We start from the raw sequence: 22,495 nt of genomic DNA, 5'->3' as shown, positions 1-22,495 counted from the left end.
TCAGGCGCCGCGGGCGGCGATGAGCTTGCAGGCATGGGCGGGCAGTTCCGCGAGCACCGGCATGCCGACGTGGAGGTCGGGCGTCTCGCGCGGCGTCGTCGCGGCCGTCAGCGTGAAGCCGCGGCAGTCGATCGTCGCTTCGATCGACGCGCCGACGTCGCGCACGAACGTGATCGTGCCCGCCAGCGTATTCGGCGCCGAAGCCGGCTGGCCGGGGCGCACGCAGACGTCCTCGGGACGAATCAGCAGGCGCACGGCGTCGGTTGCGCGCGGCGTGTCCGGCGCGCGCCGGATCGCGAGACGCTGCCCACCGGGCAGCACGATGGCGTCGTCGCCGTCGCACGCGACCGGCAGGATGTTGCCGAGGCCGATGAAGTCGGCGACGAATTCGTTGACCGGATCGCGATAGATGTCGAGCGGCCGGCCGACCTGCTGGATCCGGCCTTTTTCCATCACGACGATCTCGTCGGCCATCGTCATCGCTTCGCGCTGGTCGTGCGTGACCATGATCGTCGTGATGCCGAGCCGTTGCTGGAGCAGCCGGATCTCGACCTGCATCGCCTCGCGCAGCTTCGCGTCGAGTGCCGACAGCGGTTCGTCGAGCAGCAGCAGGCGCGGCGACGATGCGATCGCACGCGCGATCGCGACGCGCTGGCGTTGCCCGCCCGACAGTTGCGTGACGAGCCGGTCGGCCATGTGCGGCAGCTGGATCAGCTCGAGCAGCTCGGCCACGCGCCGCGCCTGCGCGGCCTTGTCCGTCTTGCGCAGCCGCAGCGGATACGCGATGTTCTGCGCGACCGTCATGTGCGGAAACAGCGCGAGCGACTGGAACACCATGCCGAAGTCGCGCCGGTTGGCGGGTACGTGCGTGAGGTCGCGGCCGGCGAACGTCAGCGTGCCGGAGGTCGGCGTTTCGAGGCCGGCGATGATCCGCATCAGCGTGGTCTTGCCGCAGCCGGACGGGCCGAGAAAGCAGACGAGCTTGCCGTCCGGCACCGACAGGTCGACGTGATCGACCGCATACGCGTGATGGAAGCGCTTCGTCACGTTCTGGAGGATGAGCTGGGTCATGAGGGTTCCTTGCACGGGCGAGGGCGAGGCGGCGCGCGCGTCAGAGCGCGACACCCTTGTCGCCGACGAGTTTTTCGAGCATCCAGATCAGCGCGAAGTCGATCGCGACGGTGAACACGGCGAAGCAGAACACGGTCGGGTCGAGCGACGAGACGGTGCGGCTGTAGAGCCAGACCGGCAGCGTCATCGTGTCGATGCTGTACAGGAAGAACGTCACCGTGAATTCGTTGAACGACACGATGAAGGCGAACAGCATCCCGGCGAGGATGCCCGGCCGCATCAGCGGCAACACGACGTCGACGAGCGCGCGGCGCGGGCTCGCGCCCATCAGGCACGCGGCTTCCTCGAAATCGGGGCCGATCGATGCGACCGAGGCCGCGCAGTTCTTCACCGTGAACGGCAGCGTCAGGATCACGTGCGCGACGACGATCCGCACGATGCCGAGTTCGACCGGCAGCGCGTTGAACACGATCAGCAGCGCGAGGCCGAGCATCACGAGCGGATAGACGATCGGCAACGCGACGAGCTGCTCGACGAGCGTCCTGCCGCGAAAGCGGTAGCGGGACAGCGCGTAAGCCGCGGGCACCGACACGGCGGTCGCGATCAGCATCGTCGCGACCGCGACGACGAGGCTCGTCGTCAGCGCGGCGCCCATCGATTGCGCGCTGCCCGCATCGGACGACACGAACGTCTGCCACGCGGCGCGATACCAGTGCAGGCTGAATTCGCGCGGCGGGAATTCGAGCGTGCCCGATGCGCCGAACGACATCGTGATCATCGTCAGGATCGGCAGCGACGCGAGCAACAGCACGAGCGTCGCGAGCGCGCCGGTCACGCGTCCGAGGCGGCCGGGCATGGGCGCGCGCAGGAGCAGGGCATTCATCGGTTCACCTCGCCGGCACGTTGCAGGGTGCGCACGAGGCGCTGCGAAACCGCCATCACGACGAGCGTCGCGCCCATCAGCACGACGCCGGATGCCGACGCGGCGGGCCAGTTGAGCAGCGGTGCGACCTCGTCGTGCACGAGCACGGCGAGCATCGGCACGCGCCGGCCGCCGAGCAGCAGCGGCACCGCGAACGCGCTGGCGTTGTATGCGAACACCAGCAGCGCACCGGAGATGAGGCCGGGCATCGCGAGCGGCAAGGTCACGTGCCGCAGCGTCTGCCAGCGGCTCGCGCCGAGCGTGGCGGCGGCTTCGTCGTAGGCGCGGGACACCGCGCGCAGCGCGCTCGACAGCGGCAGCACGGCGAGCGGGAACGCGGTCTGGATCAGGCCGAGCAGCACGCCGTGCTCGCGGTACAGCAACTGCAGCGGCCGCCCGATTACGCCGCTGGCCAGCAGCGCGCGGTTGAGCAACCCGGCCGGGCCGAGCATCACGAGCCAGCCATAGCCTTGCAGCAGCAGGTTCACGAGCAGCGGCAACAGGACGCCGGCGAGCAGCAACCGGCGCGCGAGCCGCGATTCGGTCCGCGCCATCGCGAGCGCCACCGGGATCGCCAGCAGCACCGCGCACACCATGCTCTGGAACGCGAGGCGCAGCGTGAGCCACAACGACGTCGTGAAGTACGGGTCCGCGAGGTCGACGTAGTTCTGCAGCGTGAAGGTCCGCCATTCGTCACCGGACACGCCGACGCTCATGCGCAATACCGTGACCGTCGCGGCGGCGAGCACCGCGAGGAACGCGAGGATCGGCGCGAGCAGCAGCCAGGGCGGCACGCCGGGCAGCGCGGGCGCATCGGCGCCCGCGCCGGCCGTGCCGGCGACGGCCGGCGCGGCGTCTCGGGGAGAGGGCAGAGAGGCCATGTCGTTAAGCCGAGAAGAGGCCCGTGTAGCGCTTGATCCAGGCCGGCTGGACGGCCGCGAGCGCCTTGTCGTCATGCAGCACCGCTTTCTCCGCGATCTGCTGCGGCGACGGCACGAACGCGCGGCTTTCCGCGGGAATCACGGCCTTGCCGTTCACGGGGCCGTTCAGGACGTCGGCCGCCATCCGGCCCTGTACGCCGGCGTCGAGCGAATGATTGATGAACGCGTGGATCAGGTCGAGGTCGCCCGGGTGCGCCTTCGGGATCACGGTGAACATCAGCTGCGTCGCGAAGCCTTCCTTCATCCCGTACGTCACGCCCATCTTGTAGTCGGGCTTGCGGATCTGGTCCGGGAAGAATGCGGGCGAATAGATGCCGCCGAGGTCGAGCGAGCCCGTGCGGAACAGGTCGGCGACCTGGTTCGGGTTTTCGCCGAGGGTCATCACGCGGTCCTTCAGTTGCGCGAGCTTCCGGAATCCCGGGTCGATGTTCTGCTGCGACCCGCCGGCCAGCTTCGCCGCGATGATCGCGAGGTCGACCGCTTCGGCCCACTCGGGCGGCGGCAGGAACAGGCGGCCCGCATACTTCGGATCCCACAGCGCCTCGTAGCTCGACGGTGCGCTCTTCACGGTCGCCGTGTTGTAGATCAGCCCGTCCGACCACAGCAGGTAGCCGATGCCGAAGCCGTTCGCGCCGGTGCGGTACTGCGGCGCGACGTCCTTCAGGTTCGGCAGCCGGTTCAGGTCGGGCTTCGCGAGCAGGCCCGCTTCCGCGAGACCGGCCGCGCCGACGCCGGCGAGCGTGATGACGTCGTAGGTCGGCCGCTCGCCCGCGGCCTTGACCTTCGCGACCATCCCCGACGTGCCGTCCGCGCGATCGGCGATCACGCGTGCGCCGGTCTGCTTGCTGAAGCTCTCCGCGATGTTGCGCAGCGCGGCCGCACCGGTATCGTCGGACCACGTGAGCAGGCGCAGCGTCTTGCCCGCGAAGCGGCTCGTCTGTGCCTTCGCAGTACTGATGAATGGCATCGGAAGGGCAGATGCAGCGAGCGCCGTGCCGAGGGTTTTGATCACCTGCCTTCTGCCCGCCTTGAAGTGTTGCATGGCCGTCTCCTGATGAACGATGCCGTGTGGTTCGATGCCGGGCGCCGACTGCGGCGCGGGGTGTGGATGAACTGTAGGGAGGTCAAATTTCCGCAACAAACGAAATATCCGCATGCGCGGCATGACATAAACGCATGGCCCGGCGACCTCAGCCGGTCGGCATCATGACCTGCTTGATCTCCTGAAACGCGGCGAGCCCGAACGGGCCGAGTTCGCGTCCGATGCTGCTGCGCTTGTAGCCGCCCCATGAGGTTTGCGGATAGATCAGCTGCGGCGTGTTGATCCACACGACGCCCGCCTCGAGCGCGTCGGCCACCCGCCTGGCGCGTGCCGTGTCACACGTGACGACGGTGGCAACGAGCCCGTATTCGGTATCGTTGGCGGCCGCGATCGCATCGTCCTCGGTGTCGAATGCGCGGACACACAGCACCGGGCCGAAGATTTCTTCACACCATAGCGGGCTGTCGGCCGGCACGTCGGCGAACAATGCCGGTCGGATGAAATAGCCGGGGCCGTCGAGCGCATGGCCGCCCGTCACGAGCCGCGCGCCGTCGGCCCGGCCCTGCGCGATGTGGCGCTTCACCCGTTCGTATTGCGCGCGATTCGTCAACGGGCCCATCTGCACGCCCGGGGCGAACGGCGGGCCGACAACGGTCGCGTCGATGCGCCGTGCGACGCGCGCGATCAGGTCGTCGGCGAGCGGCGCGGCGACGAGTACGCGCGAGGTCGCCGAACACATCTGCCCGGCGTTGAACAGGCCGCCGCCCGTGACGAGGTCGACCGCGTGATCGAGATCGGCGTCGTCGAACACGATGATCGACGACTTGCCGCCGAGTTCGAGGCCGACGCTCTTGATCGTGTCGGCGGCCGTCTTCATGACCTGCGCACCGACTGCGGTGCTGCCGGTGAACGACACCTTCGCGACGAGCGGATGCGCGCACAGTCGGGCGCCGACGTCGTGGCCGGTGCCCGTCACGACGTTCAGCACGCCGGGCGGCAGCCCCGCTTCGGCGGCGATCGCGGCGAGTTCGAGCTCGGGCAGCGGCGTGATCTCGGACGGCTTCAGCACCACGGTGCAGCCGGCCGCGAGCGCGGGCGCGAGCTTCCACGCCGTCGTCACCATCGGGAAATTCCACGGCACGATCAGCGCGGCGACGCCGGCCGGCTCGCGCCGGATCCACGCGCGATGGTCGGCATCGGGCAGCGCGATCTCGGTTTCGCCGTCGGTGTCGAGGCGGTCCGCGAGGCTCGCGTAGTAGTCGAACGTGGCGATCACGTCCGCGACGTCGATCGCGGCTTCGGCGAACGGCTTGCCGTTGTTGAGCGACTGCAGGGTGGCGAGCCGCGTGCGGCGTGCATCGACGCCGCGCGCGATCGCGCGGAGCAGCGCCGCACGCGTGGCGCCCGTCGTGCGTTTCCAGCCGGGAAACGCGCGCGATGCGGCCTGCACGGCGTGCTCGACGTCCGCCTCGCCGCCTGCGCTGACGTTGGCGAGGACGGCTTCCGTCGACGGATCGACGACGGGCAGCGTCGCGCCGTCGGCGCTCGCACGCCAGGACCCGTCGATGAAATGGCGCGTGTGCAGCGGCGGATCGAATGCGAGATCGGGTGTCGTGCTCATCGCTGCACCTGTTCGAACCAGGTTGCCTCGTCGATTTCGATCACGGTCGGGATCGCGCGCGCCGCGGCGTCGCGCAGCGCGGCGGCCAGCGCGCCGGGTGTCGCGGCCGTGTGTGCCGCGCAGCCGAAGCCGCGTGCGAGCACCTGGAAATCGGGCGTATACGGATCGACGCCGACCGGCGTGATGTCGCGCGCCACCATGTATTTGCGGATCTCGCCGTAGCCGCGGTTGTTCCAGACGATCACGATCACCGGCAGCCGTGCCTCGACCGCGCTCGCGAGCTCTGGCAACGTGAACTGCAGGCCGCCGTCGCCGATCAGGCATACGACTGGGCGCGCGGGCGCGGCGAGCTTGGCGCCGATCGCGGCGGGCAGCCCGTAGCCGAGCGTGCCGTAGCCGGTCGACGAGTTGAACCAGCTGCGCGGCGCCGGTGCATCGTGGGTGAAATTGCCGACGTAGACGGGGCTCGTCGAATCGCCGGCGATGATCGCGCCGGGCAGCGTGGCGACGATCGTATCGATCAGCCGCGCCTGCGACTGCGCGGCGCCGTCGTGCATGGACGCGATCGCGGCGCGCACGGCGGCCACCCGCTGCGCGCCCCAGTCGGCGTCGGGTGTCGGCGCCGGCGTTTCGTGCAGGCGGGTCGACAGCGCGCCGAGCGCCAGCTGAGCATCGCCGGCGATGGCGATCTCGGCGCGGGCGTTGCGCATCAGCTGCTGCGCGTCGATGTCGATGCGGATCAGCCGGCCATCGATCGCGAAGCCGCCGTCGAACGTGACGTCGTAATCGGTTTCGCCCAGCTCGGTGCCGACGGCGAGCACCACGTCGGCATCACGGATCGCCGCACGGGTGGGCGGCAGCGACTGGGTCGAGCCGATCAGCAGCGGGTGGCCGGCCGGCAGCAGCCCCTTCGCGTTGATCGTCAGCGCGACCGGCGCGTGCAGGCGCTCGGCGAGTTCGCGCAATTCCGCCGCCGCGTGGATCGCGCCGCCGCCGGCGAGGATCAGCGGCCGGCGCGCGTGCGCGAGCAGGTCGGCGGCCGCGGCGAGCGCGTTCGCATCCGGCGCGGGCCGCGCCGGCAGCGCGGGCGCGGCGTCGGACAGCGCGGGCGCCGGCATCACGATCACGTCGAGCGGAATCTCGATATGCACGGGCCGCGGCCGCGCGCTGGCGAAGACCGCGAAGGCGCGCGCGAGGACCTGCGGCAGGTCGGCCGCGTCGAGCAGCGTATGCGAGAACGCGGTGAGTCCCGCGAACACGTCGCGCTGGGACGGCAGCTCGTGCAGGCGGCCGTCGCCGCGGCCGAGTTCGCGCCGGGCGTTGACGCTCGAGATCACCAGCATCGGGATCGAATCCGCGTAGGCCTGTGCCATCGCGGTCGCGATATTGGTCATCCCCGGCCCGGTGATGATGAAGCAGACGCCCGGCCGGCCCGTGACGCGTGCATAGCCGTCGGCCATGAAGCCGGCCCCCTGTTCGTGGCGCGGCGTCACGTGGCGGATCGACGATGCGGCGAGCCCGCGATAGAGCTCGACGGTATGCACGCCGGGAATGCCGAACACGCATTCGACGCCGTGGCGTTCGAGGAGGTCGACGAGCGCTTCGCCGCACGTGCGGGGGCGGGCATGGCAGGGCGCTGCCGTGGCCTTGCGGGCCCCGGCGATGGAGGAAACGGTGGCGGGATGGTTCATGGATCGTGGTGTGTCGATTGGGAGGGTGAATGGCCCGAACCGCAAACGAGGGGGCATGACGCGGATTGTCGGCGTCGATCCGGGGTGCCAACAATCGATTAGTTTTCATGCGCGGCATGCGTGCCGTGCATGGCGCAGTCGCGTGCGCGCGGGGGCGCTGTGCACGCGACGCCGGTCGCCATGCGAAATCGCATAGTCACCCTGAATATCCGTAGAGAGTGGCGCATAATATTTTGATGTCGACCCTTGGCTGGAAGAGGGTTTTATGCGCTGCGCCCTATGCGGTTCCGAGAATCCTCCCGGTGCGAGGTTCTGCCAGGAATGCCAGGCCGTGCTGTCCCGCACGTGTCCGCAATGCGGACACGACGTGGCGCCGGCGGCCCGCTTCTGCAGCCACTGCGGTGTGCCGCTGGCCGCGCCCACGGCCGCACCGACGCCGTCCCGGCCATCGGGACGGGAGCCGCCGCCCACGCCCGTTCATTACACGCCCGACCATCTTGCCGAGCGCATCCGTGCCGAACATGCGGCCATGGCAGCGCGCGGCGAACCCGCCGGCGAGCGCAAGACCGTGACCGCGCTGTTTGCGGACATGGCGGGGTCGACCGCGCTGATCCACGATCTCGATCCCGAAGTGGCGCATCGCCTGATCGTGCCCGTGGTCGAGCTGATGATGGAAGCGGTCCATTACTACGAAGGGTACGTCGCCAAATCGCTCGGCGATGGCATCCTCGCGCTGTTCGGCGCACCGATTGCCCACGAAGACCATGCGCAGCGCGCGCTGTTCGCGGCATTGCGCATGCAGCAGGCGATGCGGCAGCACGGCGATCGCATTCGTCTGCAGGAAGGCATTCCGCTGCAGATTCGCGTCGGCGTCCATACCGGCGAGGTCGTCGTGCGTTCGATCCGCACCGACGACCTGCACACCGATTACGATCCGCTCGGGCATACGATCCACATCGCGTCGCGGATCGAGGGCATCGCTGCGCCGACGTCGATTCTCGTCAGCGAGTCCACCCACAAGCTGGCCGAAGGCTATTTCGAGTTCAAGGCGCTGGGCGCGACGCAGCTCAAGGGTATTCCCGCACCGTTGCGCGTCTACGAGGTGCTTGGCCTCGGTGCGTTGCGCACGCGCCTGCAGCTGGCGGCGCACCGCGGTCTCGCGCGCTTCGTCGGCCGTGAGACGGAAATGGAACACCTGAACCGGGCGCGGGAGACCGTGAGCGCCGGGCAGGGGCGCGTGGTCGGCGTGGCGGGGGAAGCCGGCGTCGGAAAATCCCGCCTGTTCCACGAGTTCAAGGAGCGATCGCGGCGAGGCGCGCTGGTGCTGGAGACGTTTTCCGTATCGCACGGCAAGGCGTATTCGAATCTGCCGCTCATCGAACTCCTGAAGAACTATTTCCAGATCACGACTCAGGACGACGAGCGGCGCTGCCGGGAAAAGGTCATCGGCAAGGCGCTCGCGCTCGAGCGCAGCGTCGAGGATCTCGTACCGTACGTCCTCTACCTGCTCGGCATCGGCGAAGGCGAGCCGGTACTCGTCGAGATGGATCCGCAGATCCGCCGCGAGCGTACCTTCGACGCGATCAGGCAGCTGCTCGCGCGGGAGAGCCGGAATCAGCCGGTCCATCTGCTGTTCGAGGATCTGCAATGGCTGGACCGCGAAACGGAAGCATTTCTCACCGGCCTGATCGACCACGTGCCGGACGCACGCATCCTGCTGCTGGTGAACTACCGGCCCGAGTACCAGCCCGTGTGGGCGCGCGCGGCGCATTGCAGCACGCTGCGGCTCGAACCGCTCGGCCCCGCCGATGCGCAAGGACTGCTCGCGGCGCTGCTCGGCGACGATCGCACGCTCGTGCCGCTGAAACAGCGCATCCTGGAGAAGACGGAGGGCAACCCGTTCTTCATGGAGGAAGTGGTCCAGACGCTCGTCGAGGAGCGGTCGCTGCTCGGCGATCCCGGCCACTATCGCGTCGTGGAGACGCCGGCCACGCTGCACATTCCGACCACCGTGCAGGGCGTGCTCGCGGCCCGGATCGACCGGCTTCCGGTCGACGAAAAGGAACTGCTGCAGGCACTCGCGGTGATCGGCCACGAGTTTCCGTTCAGCCTGATCCGGCGCATTTGCGGCGAGGCGCCGGCGCGGGACGACGAACTGCGGCGACTCCTCGCCCATCTGGAAGCGGCGGAGTTCATCTACGAGTGCCCCGCCTTCCCCGAAGTCAATTACTCGTTCAAGCACGCGCTGACCCAGGAAGTGGCAGGGCGCTCGTTGCTCACCGAGCGGCGTACCACGCTGCACGAGCGCACCGCGCAGGCGATCGAGGTGCTGTTCCCGACTCGCATCGCCGATTACTGCAGCGAACTCGCGCATCACTACAGTCAGAGCGGAAACATTCCCAAGGCGGTCGAATACCTGCATCGAGCGGCTCAGCAGGCGCTGCGCCATGCCGCCCATCACGATGCGATGAATCACCTCGAATCGGCGCTGGCGCTATTGAACGGCTTGCCGGACACACCGGTGCGCGCGCATTGGGAACTGACACTGCTGCTGTCCCTCGGGCCGGTCCTGATGGATGTGCGCGGGTATGGCGCGAACGAGGTGGGGCGGATCTACCGGCGCGCGCTCGCGTTGTGCGAGCACACCGGCGACGCATCGCAGCGTTTCGCGACACAGCTGGGATTGCGGATGCATCACGTGGTGCGGGGCGAGTATGCGCTCGCCATCGAGCTGGGCATGCAGATGCTCAGTACGGCGCGGGATGCGAACGATTCACGCTTCCTCACCGAGGCACATAGCGCGCTGGGTTCGTGCCTTTTCCTGCAGGGCGACTTCGACGCGGCTCGCACCCAGATGGAACGAGCGCTCGCGCTTTACGATCCCGAGCAGCATCAGGCGCATGTCTTTGCACACGGGGTGGATCCCGGCATCCGGGCGCTCAGTTTCCTGGTGCTGATCCTGTGGATACAGGGGTATCCCGACCAGGCGCTCAAGCGCAGTGCCGAAGCGCTTGCGCTCGCACGGAACTTTTCCTATGGCCCCTCCCTGGCGTTCAGCCTGACCTACACGGCGCACCTGCATCAACTGCGGCGGGAGCCGATGCTGGCCGCCGAGCGCGCGGAAGCGGTCATTGCCGTATCGACGGAGCACGGATTGCCGTACTGGCTCGCATGGGGGACGCTGCTGCGGGGCTGGGCGACGAGCGCGCAAGGCAACCTCCCGGACGGCATCGCGCAGATGCGGCTGGGCCTCGACGCGCAGCGGGCGGCCGGGGGCGAAGACCAGCGCCCTTATTCCCTCGCGTTGCTCGCCGACAGTTACTGGCGAGCGGGTGACAGGGAGGCGGCACTGGGCATGCTGGACGAGGCCATGGCGGTCGTCGAGCAATCCGGCGAGCACTGCTACGAGGCCGAACTGTTCCGTCTCACCGGCCTCTATCTGGCCGGCGGGGCCGACCAGGAAGGCACGGAGCCCGAATGCGTCGACGCAGCCATCGACTGCTTTCACCGGGCGATCGCGCGAGCGCGCCGGCAAGGCGCCCGGGCGCTGGAGCTGCGGGCAGCGTCGGACTTCGCCAGGCTGTTGCAACGGCAGGGGAAGACTGGGGAGGCCACGCAAGTGCTGCGCGACGTCTATACCTGGTTCACCGAAGGCTTCGATACACGCGACCTGCAAGAAGCAAAAGCGCTGCTGGACGCATTGGGCGCGCAGGCAGAATGAATGAACCCGCGGCGAACGACGGCGCATCGTGTGACCCCGTGCCGTCCGCGAACCGCCGCTGCTCGAGGAGACGGGCATGACAACCACGCACGCGAGACGCCGCCACGATGGTCCGCGCAAACCGATCGCGCTGGCGCTACAGGGTGGCGGGATGCACGGCGCATTCACCTGGGGCGTGCTCGACCGGCTGCTCGAAGACGGCCGGCTCGACATCGAGGGCGTCTGTGCAACCAGCGCCGGCGCGATGAATGCCGCCGTGCTCGCGTGCGGGCTGCTGAAGGGCGGCGAGGACGGTGCGCGCGAGGCGCTGCACGACTTCTGGCAGGCGGTCGCGCGATCGGCGGAGCGCTACAACCCGTTGCGCTGGGTGCCGTGGCTGAAGGGGACGCACAGCTTCGGGCTCGATCATTCGCCGCTTTATGCGTTCACCGACATGATGCTGCGCGTGTTCTCGCCGTATCAGTTCAATCCGAACAACCTGAATCCGCTGCGCGAAGTGCTCGAGCGCCAGGTCGACTTCGACGCGCTGCGCAAGCACTGTCCGATCCGGCTGTATCTCTGCGCAACCAACGTCGAGACGGGGAAGATCCGCGTCTTCACGGGAGCGGACGTGTCGGCCGACGCGGTGCTGGCGTCGGCCTGCGTGCCGACCTTGTTCCAGGCGGTCTCGATCGACGGCGAGTACTACTGGGATGGCGGCTACATGGGCAATCCGGCCATCTATCCGCTGATCTACAACTGCTCGACGCGCGACGTCGTGATCGTGCACATCAATCCGCTCGTGCGTCGCGGGGTGCCCGTCACGGCGGCGGAAATCCTGAACCGGATCAGCGAGATCAGCTTCAACTCGTCGCTGATGCGCGAGATGCGCGCCATCGCGTTCGTCACCGACCTGATCCAGCAAGGCACGATCAAGCGCGGCGAAATGAAGGAAATGCTGATCCATTCCATTCGCGCCGACGACGCGCTGAGCGCGTTGAGCGTATCGAGCAAGTACAACGCGGACTGGGGATTTCTGAGCGAGTTGCACGACCACGGGCGACGCGAAGCGGATGCATGGCTCGCGCATCACTACGGCAACATCGGGCAGCGGTCGAGCATCGACATACGCCGGGAATTTCTCTGAGCGCAGGGCGGTAACGTCGGCGCGGGGCGCACCGGTGCCGCCGCCACGGGCCAAGGAGCGAACGTGAACCAGACGCAGGCGCGGTTCGTCGCGTTGTGGTCGGGCAGCGGCGGAGCCCATGCCGAGGAGGTCTATCGCTTGGTGGCGGAAGGCTATTCGGAGCCGATGCGGCATTACCACACGCTCGCACATGTGAAACGCTGCTTGCGTCAGGTCGACCTCGCGCGCGGCGCGATGCCCGATCCGGATGCGGTCGAACTCGCGCTGTGGTTCCACGACGTGATCTACGTCCCGGGCGCGAAGAACAACGAGCAGCGCAGCGCCGACTGGTTCCGGCACCTGGCCGCCGGGCGCATCGGTGCGTGCGACCGGATCTGCGCGATGATTCTCGCGACGACCCACGTCGGAATCGCCGCGGATCCGGACACCCGTTTCGTGTGCGACATCGACCTGGCCGAGCTGGGCGCGTCTCACCGGCGATTTCGCGAAGACGGCCGCCTGCTCCGGGCAGAGCGCCCCGATCTCGACGACCGGGCCTACGACCTTCACGAACGGACGATTCTTCGCTGGCTGCTCGTCCGCCCGCGCATCTATCAGACCGACTTTTTCTACACGCGGTGCGAGGCGCGTGCGCGCGGGAACCTGAGCTGGCGGCTGGGCTTGCCGATTCAGGCGTGACGACGGGCAAGCTGTCGTGCATCGCAGGTGCCGCGTGCGTTGACGGGAAGCGGACGCCGCGAGCACCCGGTGCGCGCGTGCCCGCTTCGGCCGTGGTGGGCACGCTGCCTGTCGATCCGGCCGGTGGGGCGATCGACCGAAGCCGGCGCGAAGCGGACGGGGGCGCGACGATGCGGCCCGCGCACACTATGCGTGAACGGCTACCCGATACCGCGTGGTCTGCCGATAGACGGCGTCCGGATACAGGATCACGTCACCGCTCAGGCCGGCCATGTTGACCTGATCCGGAAAGCCGCCCGCCTCCAGGCACAGCGCCGCGTGTTGCGTGCACCGTGTACCGCCGCTCACGCGTACGCCGTCGAGATAGTTGCCCGTATAGAGTTGCAGGCCCCGCTGATCGGTCGACACGATCAGTTCGCGGCCGCTTTCCGGATCGTAGACGCGTGCAACGGGCCGGGCCTCGTGCGCACCGTCGCGCAGGACGAAGCAATGATCGAAGCCGCGCGCGCGGGCCAGTTGCGCGTGCGGCCAGTCGAGGCGCGCGCCGATCGGCGCGCTGTGCCGGAAATCGAACGCGGTACCCGTCACGTCGGCCGTGCCGGTTGGGATCAGCGCATCGTCCACTTCGAGAAACGCGTCGGCGTCGATCTGCAGCAGATGGCCGCGCACGTCGCTGCCCGGCCGCCCGTTCAGGTTAAAGTAGCTGTGATTCGTCAGGTTCAACGGCGTCGGTGCATCGGTCCACCCCGCGTAGTCGATTGTCAGCGTGCCTTCGTCGTCGAGCGTGTAGCGAACCTGCACGGTCACGTTGCCCGGAAAACCCGCGTCGCCTTCCGGCGAATCGAGCCGAAGCGTCAGCCCGCCGCAGTCGTCGATCACGTCCCAGCGCGCGCGATGAAAGCCGTTCGCGCCGCCGTGCAACAGGTTGCCGTTCTCGTTGCGGTCGAGCGGGTAGCCGATGCCGTCGAGTTCGAAGCGCGCACCGGCGATCCGGTTCGCCCAGCGGCCGATCGTCGCGCCGAGGTAGGCGCCGGATTCGAGGTACTCGGCCGGCGTGTCGTGTGCGAGCACGATATCGGCAAAGCGCCCCGTGCGGTCGGGGGCGAGCCACGACACGACGGTCGCACCGAGGTCGCTGATGCCGACGCGCATGCCGTGCGCGTTGCGCAGCGTGTAGCGCCGAACGGGCTCGCCGTCGGGCAGCGTGCCCCACGGCTCGGAAGGCACGCGCGCCGCGCCGTGCGTCAGGGATGAAGAATCGGTATCGATGTGCATGGGAGGAGGTCAGATGGGCGGCGGCCGTCAGTATGACGCTGAGGCGGCCGCGCGTTCCTGGTATTCGCGCGGCGTGCAGCCCAGCTCGCGCCTGAACACTGCGTACATGTACTGGAGCGACGTGAACCCGCAACGGATCGCGACCTCGGCGCTCGACGCCTGCCGGCCGGCGAGCAGCGCCTGCGCGGCTTCGAGCTTGTGGCGCAGGATTTCCTGGTGCACGGTGCGCTGCAATTCGCGCCGGAAGTGCTCCTCGAGCAGCGAACGCGATACGCCGACATAGTCGGCGACCTGTTCGGTCTTGATCCCCTGGCACGCGTACTGGCGGATGAAATGCCGCGCGCGCATCACGTGCGGGCTCGCCAGCGGCTGGTGGCGCGTCGATTCGAGCACGTTGATGCCGACCGGCGGCACGAGAATGCGCTGCCCGGGAAAGCGCGCGCCGCGCAGCATCCGGTGCAGCAGGTGCGCGGCGGTGCGGCCCATTTCCTCGGTGCCCTGGATGACGGACGACAGCGGAATGCGTGTCAGCGTGCGCGTGAGCGGGTCGTTGTCGATGCCGATGATCGCCACCTGTTCCGGCACCGCGATCCCGGCGATCAGGCAGGCCTGCAGCAGGTGCCGCGCACGCGCATCGGTCACGGCAATCACGCCGACGGGCTTCGGCAGCGCATGCAGCCAGCCGATCAGCTGTTCGATCGCGTGATTCCAGCCCGATGCGCTCGTCGACAGCCCGCGGTAGATCGGCGCATCGAGCCCGTCCGCGCGCGCGAGCCGGTCGAACGCGAGCTCGCGCTGCTGCGCCCAGCGGTTTTCCTGCGCGATGGGCAGGCTGTACATCGCGAAATGCGCGAGTCCCGCACCGATCAGGTGCGTGTACGCGAGCGACACGAGCTTCGGGTTGTCCGTCGCAATATATGGGACATCGTCAGGATACTGGGCCGGATCCTCGTACGACGAGCCGACCGCGACGATCGGCAGCGGCGAGCCGGCGAGCGCGTCGGCGACGGCGGGATCGTCGAAGTCCGCGATGATGCCGTCGCCGTCGAAGCGCTCGATGCCGGCGAGCCGGCAGCGGAAGTCGTCTTCGAGAAACAGGTCCCACACCACGCGCGTCGTGTGCAGGTACTGGCCGATGCCGCTGATGATCTCGCGGTCGTAGACCTTGTTCGCGTTGAACAGCAGCGCGATGCGATGCGGTGTCTGGGCGGAAGGGACGCGTGTCATCTCGATCTCGGGGCACGCGCGTCGGGGGCGCCGTGCCGTTGTCTCCGGGGCGCGCCCGGGTCGGCGGCGCGCGGTGTCTGGTGTTTGGCGATTGTAGGGCGGAACGTGCGCCGCGCGCAGCGGATGGCAAGAAACATTAAGCGTGCTGCGCAATTTCGCAATTGCCGCCCGGCAGGGGCGCGGGCACGATCCAGCCTACCGAATTCGGCCGCGTGCGCCACCACGACGCGCGTTGCGCCGCAACAAGACCCTGCACGGAGACGCCATGTCGTATTTCGAACACATTCCCGCGATTCGCTACGAAGGCCCGCAGTCGGACAATCCGCTCGCGTACCACCATTACGACCCCGAGCGGCGCGTGCTGGGCAAGACGCTCGCCGAGCATCTGCGGATCGCGGTGTGCTACTGGCACACGTTCGTGTGGCCGGGGCACGACATCTTCGGGCAGGGCGCGTTCCAGCGGCCGTGGCAGCAGCCGGGCGACGCGCTCGAGCGGGCGCGGATGAAGGCCGATGCGGCGTTCGAGTTCTTCACGAAGCTCGGCACGCCTTTCTATACGTTCCATGACACCGACGTCGCACCGGAAGGCGACAGCCTGCGGGAATATGCGGCGAATTTCGCGCGGATGGTCGACTATCTCGGCGAGCGTCAGCAGGCGAGCGGCGTGCGGCTCCTGTGGGGCACCGCGAACCTGTTCTCGCACCCGCGCTTCGCGGCCGGCGCCGCGACGAATCCGAACCCCGACGTGTTCGCGTGGGCCGCGACCCAGGTATGCCATGCGCTCGATGCGACGCACCGGCTCGGCGGCGAGAACTATGTGCTGTGGGGCGGCCGGGAAGGGTACGAGACGCTGCTCAATACGGACCTGAAGCGCGAACGCGAGCAGTTTGCCCGCTTCCTGTCGATGGTCGTCGAGCACAAGCACCGGATCGGCTTCACGGGCGCGCTGCTGATCGAGCCGAAGCCGCAGGAGCCGACCAAGCACCAGTACGACTACGACGTCGCGACGGTGCACGGCTTTCTCGTGAAGTACGGATTGCAGAACGAAATTCGCGTGAACATCGAGGCGAACCACGCGACGCTCGCCGGCCACTCGTTCCATCACGAGATCGCGAACGCGTTCGCGCTCGGCGTGTTCGGCAGCGTCGACGCGAACCGCGGCGATCCGCAGAACGGCTGGGACACCGACCAGTTCCCGAACAGCGTCGAGGAGCTGACGCTCGCGTTCTACGAAATCCTGCGTCACGGCGGCTTCACGACCGGCGGGATGAACTTCGATGCGAAGGTGCGCCGCCAGAGCATCGATCCGGAAGATCTGTTCTATGGCCACGTCGGCGCGATCGACGTGCTCGCGCTCGCGCTCGAACGCGCGGCGGTGCTGGTCGAGAACGACCGGCTCGACGCGCTGCGCCGGCAACGCTATGCGCAATGGGACGACGCGTTCGGCCGCAAGATCCTGTCGGGCGACTATACGCTGGAGTCGCTCGCGGCCGAGGCGCTCGCGCGCGGTGTGAACCCGCGGCACGCGAGCGGCGCGCAGGAGCGGTGCGAGAACATCGTGAACCAGGCGATCTACGGGCTGCGCTGACGCCATGTACATCGGACTCGATCTCGGCACGTCGGGCGTGAAGGCGGTGCTGCTCGACCGCGACGGCGCGGTGCGCGCGAGCGCGAGCCGCCCGCTCGCGGTGAGCCGGCCGCGGCCGCGCTGGTCCGAGCAGGCCCCGCGTGACTGGTGGGATGCCGCTTGCGGCGTGCTGGCCGCACTCGTTTCGGATGCGCGCGCGGCGGGTATCGATCCGCGCGACATCGACGTACTCGGGCTGACCGGCCAGATGCACGGCGCGACGCTGCTCGATGCGCACGGTGAGGTGTTGCGCCCCGCGATTCTGTGGAACGACGGCCGCGCGGATGCGGAATGCGCGGAACTGGAACGGCTCGCGCCCGCGCTGCGCGCCGTGGCCGGCAACATCGCGATGCCGGGTTTCACCGCACCGAAGCTGCTGTGGGTGCGTCGTCACGAACCTGACGTGTTCGCGCGCATCGCCCATGTGTTGCTGCCGAAGGACTACCTGCGCTACCGGCTGACCGGCGCGTTCGCGACCGATCCGTCGGATGCCGCCGGCACGCTGTGGCTCGACGTCGCGAAGCGCGACTACGACGACACGCTGCTTGCCGCATGCGGGCTGTCGCGCGCGCAGATGCCGGCCGTGTTCGAGGGCAATCGCGTCACCGGCACCCTGTTGCCGGCCGTCGCGCGCGCGCTCGGGCTGCGCGAGATCCCGGTGGTGGCGGGCGGCGGCGACAACGCGGCCGGCGCGGTGGGCGTCGGCATCGTGCGGCCCGGCGATGCGCTGCTGTCGCTCGGTACGTCGGGCGTCTATTTCGCGGTGTCGGACGGGTTCCGCGCGAATCCCGAATCGGCCGTGCACAGCTTCTGTCACGCGCTGCCGCAGACGTGGCACCTGATGTCCGTGATGCTGAACGCGGCCGGCTGTATCGACTTCACCGCGCAACTGGCCGGCTATGACGGCGTCGCGGCGCTGCTCGACGATGCCGAGACGAATGCACGCGCGAGCCGCCCGTGGTTTTTGCCTTACCTGAGCGGCGAGCGTACGCCGCACAACGACGTGAATGCGAAGGGCGTGTTCTATGGGCTCACGCCCGACACGCAGCGCGCGGATCTCGCGAACGCGACGCTCGAAGGCGTCGGCTTCGCGCTGCTCGACGGCATCGACGCGTTGCATGCGGCCGGGCTCGCGCCCGACAGCATCACGGTGATCGGCGGCGGCTCGCGTAGCGCGTACTGGACGCAGATGCTCGCCGACCTGAGCGGCCGTGCGCTGACCTTGCGCGCGGGCGGCGAGGTGGGGCCGGCGCTGGGCGCCGCGCGCCTCGCGCATCTCGCGCTCGAACCGGATGCGCCGCTCGACGACGTGTGCCCGCAGCCGCCGATCATCGCGGTGCGCGAGCCGGACATGGCGCGCCACGCGTGGTATCGCGACGTGCGGCGGCCGACGTTTCGCGCGCTTTACCGTGCGCTCGAACCGGTGTTTGCCACGGGCGTTTGACGTGCGGATCGCTGACGCGATGCTCATCGCACGTTGCCGTGCTTTGCAGTGACTCGATGCGGGCGGCGCATTTCGGCGTTCGCCCGGCGTTCGTGAGGTTGTCCAAAAACAAGGAGTGGAGACATGAGATCCGTGACGCGTCGTACCGTATTGAGTTCGCTTGCCGGCGCCGCTGCGCTGGCGATCCTCGCGCTGGGCACGCCGCTCGCGCATGCGAGCAAGGACAAACCCGAAATCGGCTTCTGCATCGACGACCTGCGCGTCGAGCGCTGGTCGCGCGATCGCGACTATTTCGTCGCGGCCGCGACGAAGCTCGGCGCGAAGGTGTCGGTGCAGTCGGCCGACGCGAGCGAGGAGCGGCAGATTTCGCAGATCGAGAACCTGATCTCGCGCGGCGTCGACGTGATCGTGATCGTGCCGTTCAACTCGAAGACGCTCGGCAACGTCGTCGCCGAAGCGAGGAAGGCCGGCATCAAGGTCGTGTCGTACGACCGGCTGATCCTCGACGCGGACGTCGACGCGTATATCTCGTTCGACAACGAGAAGGTCGGCGAGCTGCAGGCGCAGGGCGTGTTCGATGCGAAGCCGAAGGGCAACTACTTCCTGCTCGGCGGCGCGCCGACCGACAACAACGCGAAGATGCTGCGCGAAGGACAACTGAAGGTGCTGAAGCCCGCGATCGATCGCGGCGACATCAAGGTCGTCGGCCAGCAGTGGGTGCCCGAATGGAGCGCGTCGACCGCGCTGCGCATCACCGAGGATGCGCTGACCGCGAACAACAACCGGATCGACGCGATCGTCGCGTCGAACGACGGCACGGCCGGCGGCGCGATCCAGGCGCTCGCCGCGCAGCATCTGGCCGGCAAGGTGCCGGTATCCGGGCAGGACGCGGATCTCGCGGCGGTCAAGCGTGTGATCGCCGGCACGCAGACGATGACCGTCTACAAGCCGCTCAAGCTGATCGCGAGCGAAGCGGCGAAGCTTGCCGTGGATCTCGCGAAGGGCGCGAAGCCCGCGTTCAATGCGCAATACGACAACGGCAAGAAGAAGGTCGACACGGTGCTGCTGCAGCCGACGCTGTTGACCAAGCGCAACGTCGACGTCGTCGTGAAGGACGGCTTCTATACCCAGGCGCAGCTGGCGAGCCAGTAAGCGTACGACGGACGCGATGCGCGGCCGCCGCGACGGCGGCCTCGCTTACTGCGAGGCAATGAACGAATGACGGAACCCTTGCTGACGATGCGCGGCATCGTCAAGGCATTCGACGGCGTGAAAGCGCTCGACGGCATCGACCTCACGGTGCGGCCCGGCGAATGCGTCGGGCTGTGCGGCGAGAACGGCGCGGGCAAGTCGACGCTGATGAAGGTGCTGTCGGGCGTCTATCCGCACGGCACGTGGGACGGCGAAATCCGCTGGGAAGGCGCGCCGCTCGCGGCAACCGGCGTGCGCGACACGGAGCGGGCGGGCATCGTGATCATCCACCAGGAGCTGATGCTCGTGCCCGAACTGTCGGTTGCCGAGAACATCTTCCTCGGCAACGAGATCACGCTGCCGGGCGGGCGCATGAACTTCGCCGCGATGGTCCGGCGCGCCGAGGCGCTGCTGCACGAATTGCGGATCGACTCGATCAACGTCGCGCAGCCGGTCATGAATTATGGCGGCGGCCACCAGCAGTTGATCGAGATCGCGAAGGCCTTGAACAAGGACGCGAAGCTGCTGATCCTCGACGAACCGTCGTCGTCGCTGAGCGCCGCCGAAACGCGCATCCTGCTGGACATCGTGCGTGACCTGAAGCGCCGCGGCGTCGCGTGCGTGTACATCTCGCACAAGCTCGACGAGGTCGCGGCCGTCTGCGATACGGTCACCGTGATCCGCGACGGCCGGCATGTCGCGACCGAGCCGATGCGCGCGCTGACCACCGACCGGATCATCGCGATGATGGTCGGCCGTGAGATCCGCGACCTGTATCCGCGCGAGCCGCACGAGATCGGCGAGGTCGTGCTGGAGGCGCGGAACGTGACCTGTCGCGACGTGACGAACGCGCGCCGCAAGCGAGTCGACGACGTGTCGTTCAGCGTGCGGCGCGGCGAGATCCTCGGCGTCGCCGGGCTCGTGGGCGCGGGCCGCACCGAGCTGATGCAGGCGATCTTCGGCGCGTATCCGGGCGCGTGCACGGCGACCGTGCTGATGAACGGCCGGGTGTTGTCGATCCGTTCGCCGGCCGACGCGATCCGCGCCGGGATCGCGATGGTGCCGGAGGACCGCAAGCGCCATGGCATCGTGCCGCAGCTCGGCGTGGGCCACAACATCACGCTGGCGGTGCTGCGGCGCTTCGCGGCGCGCGGGCGGATCGACGCGGCCGCCGAACTCGATGCGATCCGCACCGAGATGCAGCGGCTCTCGGTGCGCGCCGCGCATCCGTTCCTGCCGATCGCGAGCCTGTCGGGCGGCAACCAGCAGAAGGCGGTGCTCGCCAAGATGCTGCTGGCCGAGCCGCAGGTGCTGATCCTCGACGAGCCGACGCGCGGCGTCGACGTGGGCGCGAAGGTGGAGATCTACCGGCTGATCTTCGCGCTGGCGAAGCGTGGCGTCGCGCTGATCGTCGTGTCGTCGGAGCTGCCCGAGGTGCTCGGGCTGGCCGATCGCGTGCTGGTGATCGGCGAAGGCGAGCTGCGCGGCGATTTCGTCAACCAGGGCCTCACGCAGGAACAGATTCTCGGCGCCGCGCTGAAGCCCGCGCGGCTGTCCACCGAACCCACCGCAATGAGCGCGACATGAATTCCGAACTCTCTTCCTCGACCCCGGCGACGCCGGATGCCGAAGCGCATCGTTCCGCCGGCCGCCCGGCGGGGCTGCCGCTTCGCCAGATCTTCGCGCGCTACAAGCTGCTTGCGCTGCTGCTGGCGGTCGTCGTGATCTGGACGTTTTTCTCGGTGCTGACGGACGGCGCGTTCGTCACACCACGCAACGTATCGAACCTGCTGCGGCAGATGTCGATCACCGGCATGCTCGCGTGCGGGATGGTGTTCGTCATCATCGCGGGCGAGATCGACCTGTCGGTCGGCTCGCTGCTCGGGCTGCTCGGCGGTGTTGCCGCGATCCTCGACGTCAACCGCCACTGGCCGGTCGCGGCGACGATCCCTGCCGTGCTCGCGCTCGGCGTGCTGATCGGGCTCTTCAACGGCTGGTGGTCGACCTATCGGCGCGTGCCGTCGTTCATCGTCGGGCTGGGCGGGATGCTCGCGTTTCGCGGGATCCTGCTCGGCGTGACGGGCGGCTCGACGATCGCGCCGGTGTCGGACGGCTTCGTGTTCATCGGACAGGGCTATCTGCCGCGCCTGGTGGGGGACGGCCTCGCGATCCTGCTGTTCGCGCTCGTGTTGCTGCTGGTGGTGCGGCAGCGCGCGACGCGGCGGCGCTACCGGCTCGCGGTCGCGCCGCGGTGGCAGGACGTCGCGAAGATCGTCGGCGCCGGCGCGGTGCTGTTCGCCTTCGTCGCGACGCTCGACCGCTACGGCGGTATCCCGGTGCCCGTGCTGCTGCTGCTCGTGCTGCTCGGTGCGTTCACGTGGATCGCGACGCAGACCGTGTTCGGCCGGCGCATCTACGCCGTCGGTTCCAACCTGGAGGCGACGCGGCTCTCGGGCGTCGATACCGATCGCGTGAAGCTCGCGATCTTTGCGCTGATGGGGCTGATGTGTGCGTTTGCCGGCCTGGTGAACACGGCGCGGCTGGCGGCGGGGTCGCCGTCCGCCGGCACGATGGGCGAACTCGATGCGATCGCCGCGTGCTTCATCGGCGGCACGTCGATGCGCGGCGGGTCGGGCACCGTCTACGGCGCGCTGATCGGCGCGCTCGTGATGGCGAGCCTCGACAACGGCATGTCGATGCTGGACGTCGACGCGTACTGGCAGATGATCGTCAAGGGCGCGGTGCTGGTGCTGGCGGTGTGGATCGACGTGGTGTCGCGGTCCAATCGGCGGTGAGGCGGGGCTCGGTCTGGGCAATCCGCGCGACCGGCGCATCACGGCGGATGCACTGCGCGCGCTGCTGCTGGAGCGCGCCGAAGCGCTCGCGTTCGCGATGCGGATGGCGGACGAACGCGATCG

At 68.5% G+C, this 22,495-nt stretch carries 16 protein-coding genes; 8 read left to right on the top strand and 8 right to left on the bottom strand.

Annotated elements, in window-relative coordinates; all coding sequences use genetic code 11:
* The 6 genes from CFB82_RS38190 to CFB82_RS38165 all read right to left on the bottom strand — a co-directional run bounded on the left by CFB82_RS38190 (position 1) and on the right by CFB82_RS38165 (position 7,288).
* On the bottom strand, positions 1–1,071 hold the full coding sequence (locus tag CFB82_RS38190) for an ABC transporter ATP-binding protein (protein WP_069250050.1): 1,071 nt from the start codon (positions 1,069–1,071) through the stop codon (positions 1–3).
* A 40-nt stretch (positions 1,072–1,111) separates the two neighbouring features.
* Positions 1,112–1,954: an ABC transporter permease gene (locus CFB82_RS38185; protein ID WP_089487452.1), complete on the bottom strand. Its 843-nt coding sequence runs from the start codon at positions 1,952–1,954 to the stop codon at positions 1,112–1,114.
* A complete protein-coding gene (locus tag CFB82_RS38180) occupies positions 1,951–2,874 on the bottom strand; it encodes an ABC transporter permease (RefSeq protein WP_089487451.1) in 924 nt (307 codons plus the stop codon). The genes CFB82_RS38185 and CFB82_RS38180 overlap by 4 nt, the downstream gene beginning before the upstream one ends.
* Positions 2,875–2,878: 4 nt before the next feature.
* Complete coding sequence (locus CFB82_RS38175) at positions 2,879–3,976, bottom strand: ABC transporter substrate-binding protein (protein WP_089487450.1); 1,098 nt, start codon at positions 3,974–3,976, stop codon at positions 2,879–2,881.
* Positions 3,977–4,124: 148 nt separating this feature from the next.
* A complete protein-coding gene (locus tag CFB82_RS38170) occupies positions 4,125–5,597 on the bottom strand; it encodes an aldehyde dehydrogenase family protein (protein WP_089487449.1) in 1,473 nt (490 codons plus the stop codon).
* Positions 5,594–7,288 carry a 5-guanidino-2-oxopentanoate decarboxylase gene (locus CFB82_RS38165; RefSeq protein WP_218829086.1) on the bottom strand — a complete coding sequence of 565 codons (1,695 nt, stop codon included), beginning with the start codon at positions 7,286–7,288 and terminating at the stop codon, positions 5,594–5,596. Before CFB82_RS38165 ends, CFB82_RS38170 begins: the two co-directional genes overlap by 4 nt.
* 265 nt (positions 7,289–7,553) lie before the next feature.
* On the opposite strand from CFB82_RS38165, the gene CFB82_RS38160 reads away from it, so the two are divergent.
* From CFB82_RS38160 to CFB82_RS38150, 3 genes are all read left to right on the top strand, one after another.
* A complete protein-coding gene (locus CFB82_RS38160) occupies positions 7,554–11,009 on the top strand; it encodes an adenylate/guanylate cyclase domain-containing protein (RefSeq protein ID WP_089487448.1) in 3,456 nt (1,151 codons plus the stop codon).
* A gap of 76 nt (positions 11,010–11,085) precedes the next feature.
* Positions 11,086–12,135 carry a patatin-like phospholipase family protein gene (locus CFB82_RS38155; protein ID WP_069250056.1) on the top strand — a complete coding sequence of 350 codons (1,050 nt, stop codon included), beginning with the start codon at positions 11,086–11,088 and terminating at the stop codon, positions 12,133–12,135.
* Positions 12,136–12,198: 63 nt separating this feature from the next.
* Positions 12,199–12,813, top strand: a complete 615-nt coding sequence (locus tag CFB82_RS38150; RefSeq protein ID WP_089487447.1) for an HD domain-containing protein — start codon at positions 12,199–12,201, stop codon at positions 12,811–12,813.
* A 186-nt stretch (positions 12,814–12,999) separates the two neighbouring features.
* On the opposite strand, the gene CFB82_RS38145 is transcribed toward CFB82_RS38150, so the two are convergent.
* Both CFB82_RS38145 and CFB82_RS38140 read right to left on the bottom strand, forming a co-directional pair.
* A complete protein-coding gene (locus tag CFB82_RS38145; RefSeq protein WP_089487446.1) occupies positions 13,000–14,088 on the bottom strand; it encodes an aldose epimerase family protein in 1,089 nt (362 codons plus the stop codon).
* 27 nt (positions 14,089–14,115) lie between these two features.
* A complete protein-coding gene (locus tag CFB82_RS38140) occupies positions 14,116–15,315 on the bottom strand; it encodes a XylR family transcriptional regulator (protein WP_089487445.1) in 1,200 nt (399 codons plus the stop codon).
* A 265-nt stretch (positions 15,316–15,580) separates the two neighbouring features.
* On the opposite strand from CFB82_RS38140, the gene xylA reads away from it, so the two are divergent.
* The 5 genes from xylA to CFB82_RS38115 all read left to right on the top strand — a co-directional run bounded on the left by xylA (position 15,581) and on the right by CFB82_RS38115 (position 22,372).
* Positions 15,581–16,903, top strand: a complete 1,323-nt coding sequence (gene xylA, locus CFB82_RS38135) for a xylose isomerase (RefSeq protein WP_089487444.1) — start codon at positions 15,581–15,583, stop codon at positions 16,901–16,903.
* A 4-nt stretch (positions 16,904–16,907) separates the two neighbouring features.
* Positions 16,908–18,386 carry a xylulokinase gene (xylB, locus tag CFB82_RS38130; RefSeq protein ID WP_089487443.1) on the top strand — a complete coding sequence of 493 codons (1,479 nt, stop codon included), beginning with the start codon at positions 16,908–16,910 and terminating at the stop codon, positions 18,384–18,386.
* Between the two features lie 123 nt (positions 18,387–18,509).
* Complete coding sequence (gene xylF, locus CFB82_RS38125; protein WP_089487442.1) at positions 18,510–19,538, top strand: D-xylose ABC transporter substrate-binding protein; 1,029 nt, start codon at positions 18,510–18,512, stop codon at positions 19,536–19,538.
* 66 nt (positions 19,539–19,604) lie between these two features.
* Positions 19,605–21,164 carry a D-xylose ABC transporter ATP-binding protein gene (gene xylG, locus CFB82_RS38120; RefSeq protein ID WP_089487441.1) on the top strand — a complete coding sequence of 520 codons (1,560 nt, stop codon included), beginning with the start codon at positions 19,605–19,607 and terminating at the stop codon, positions 21,162–21,164.
* On the top strand, positions 21,161–22,372 hold the full coding sequence (locus CFB82_RS38115) for a sugar ABC transporter permease (RefSeq protein ID WP_089487440.1): 1,212 nt from the start codon (positions 21,161–21,163) through the stop codon (positions 22,370–22,372). The genes xylG and CFB82_RS38115 overlap by 4 nt, the downstream gene beginning before the upstream one ends.
* Positions 22,373–22,495: the final 123 nt, after the last annotated feature.

This window comes from Burkholderia sp. HI2714 (genome assembly GCF_002223085.1).
GTDB classification, from domain to species: Bacteria; Pseudomonadota; Gammaproteobacteria; order Burkholderiales; family Burkholderiaceae; genus Burkholderia; species Burkholderia lata_D.
This window is presented reverse-complemented; position numbering and strand designations above follow the sequence as displayed.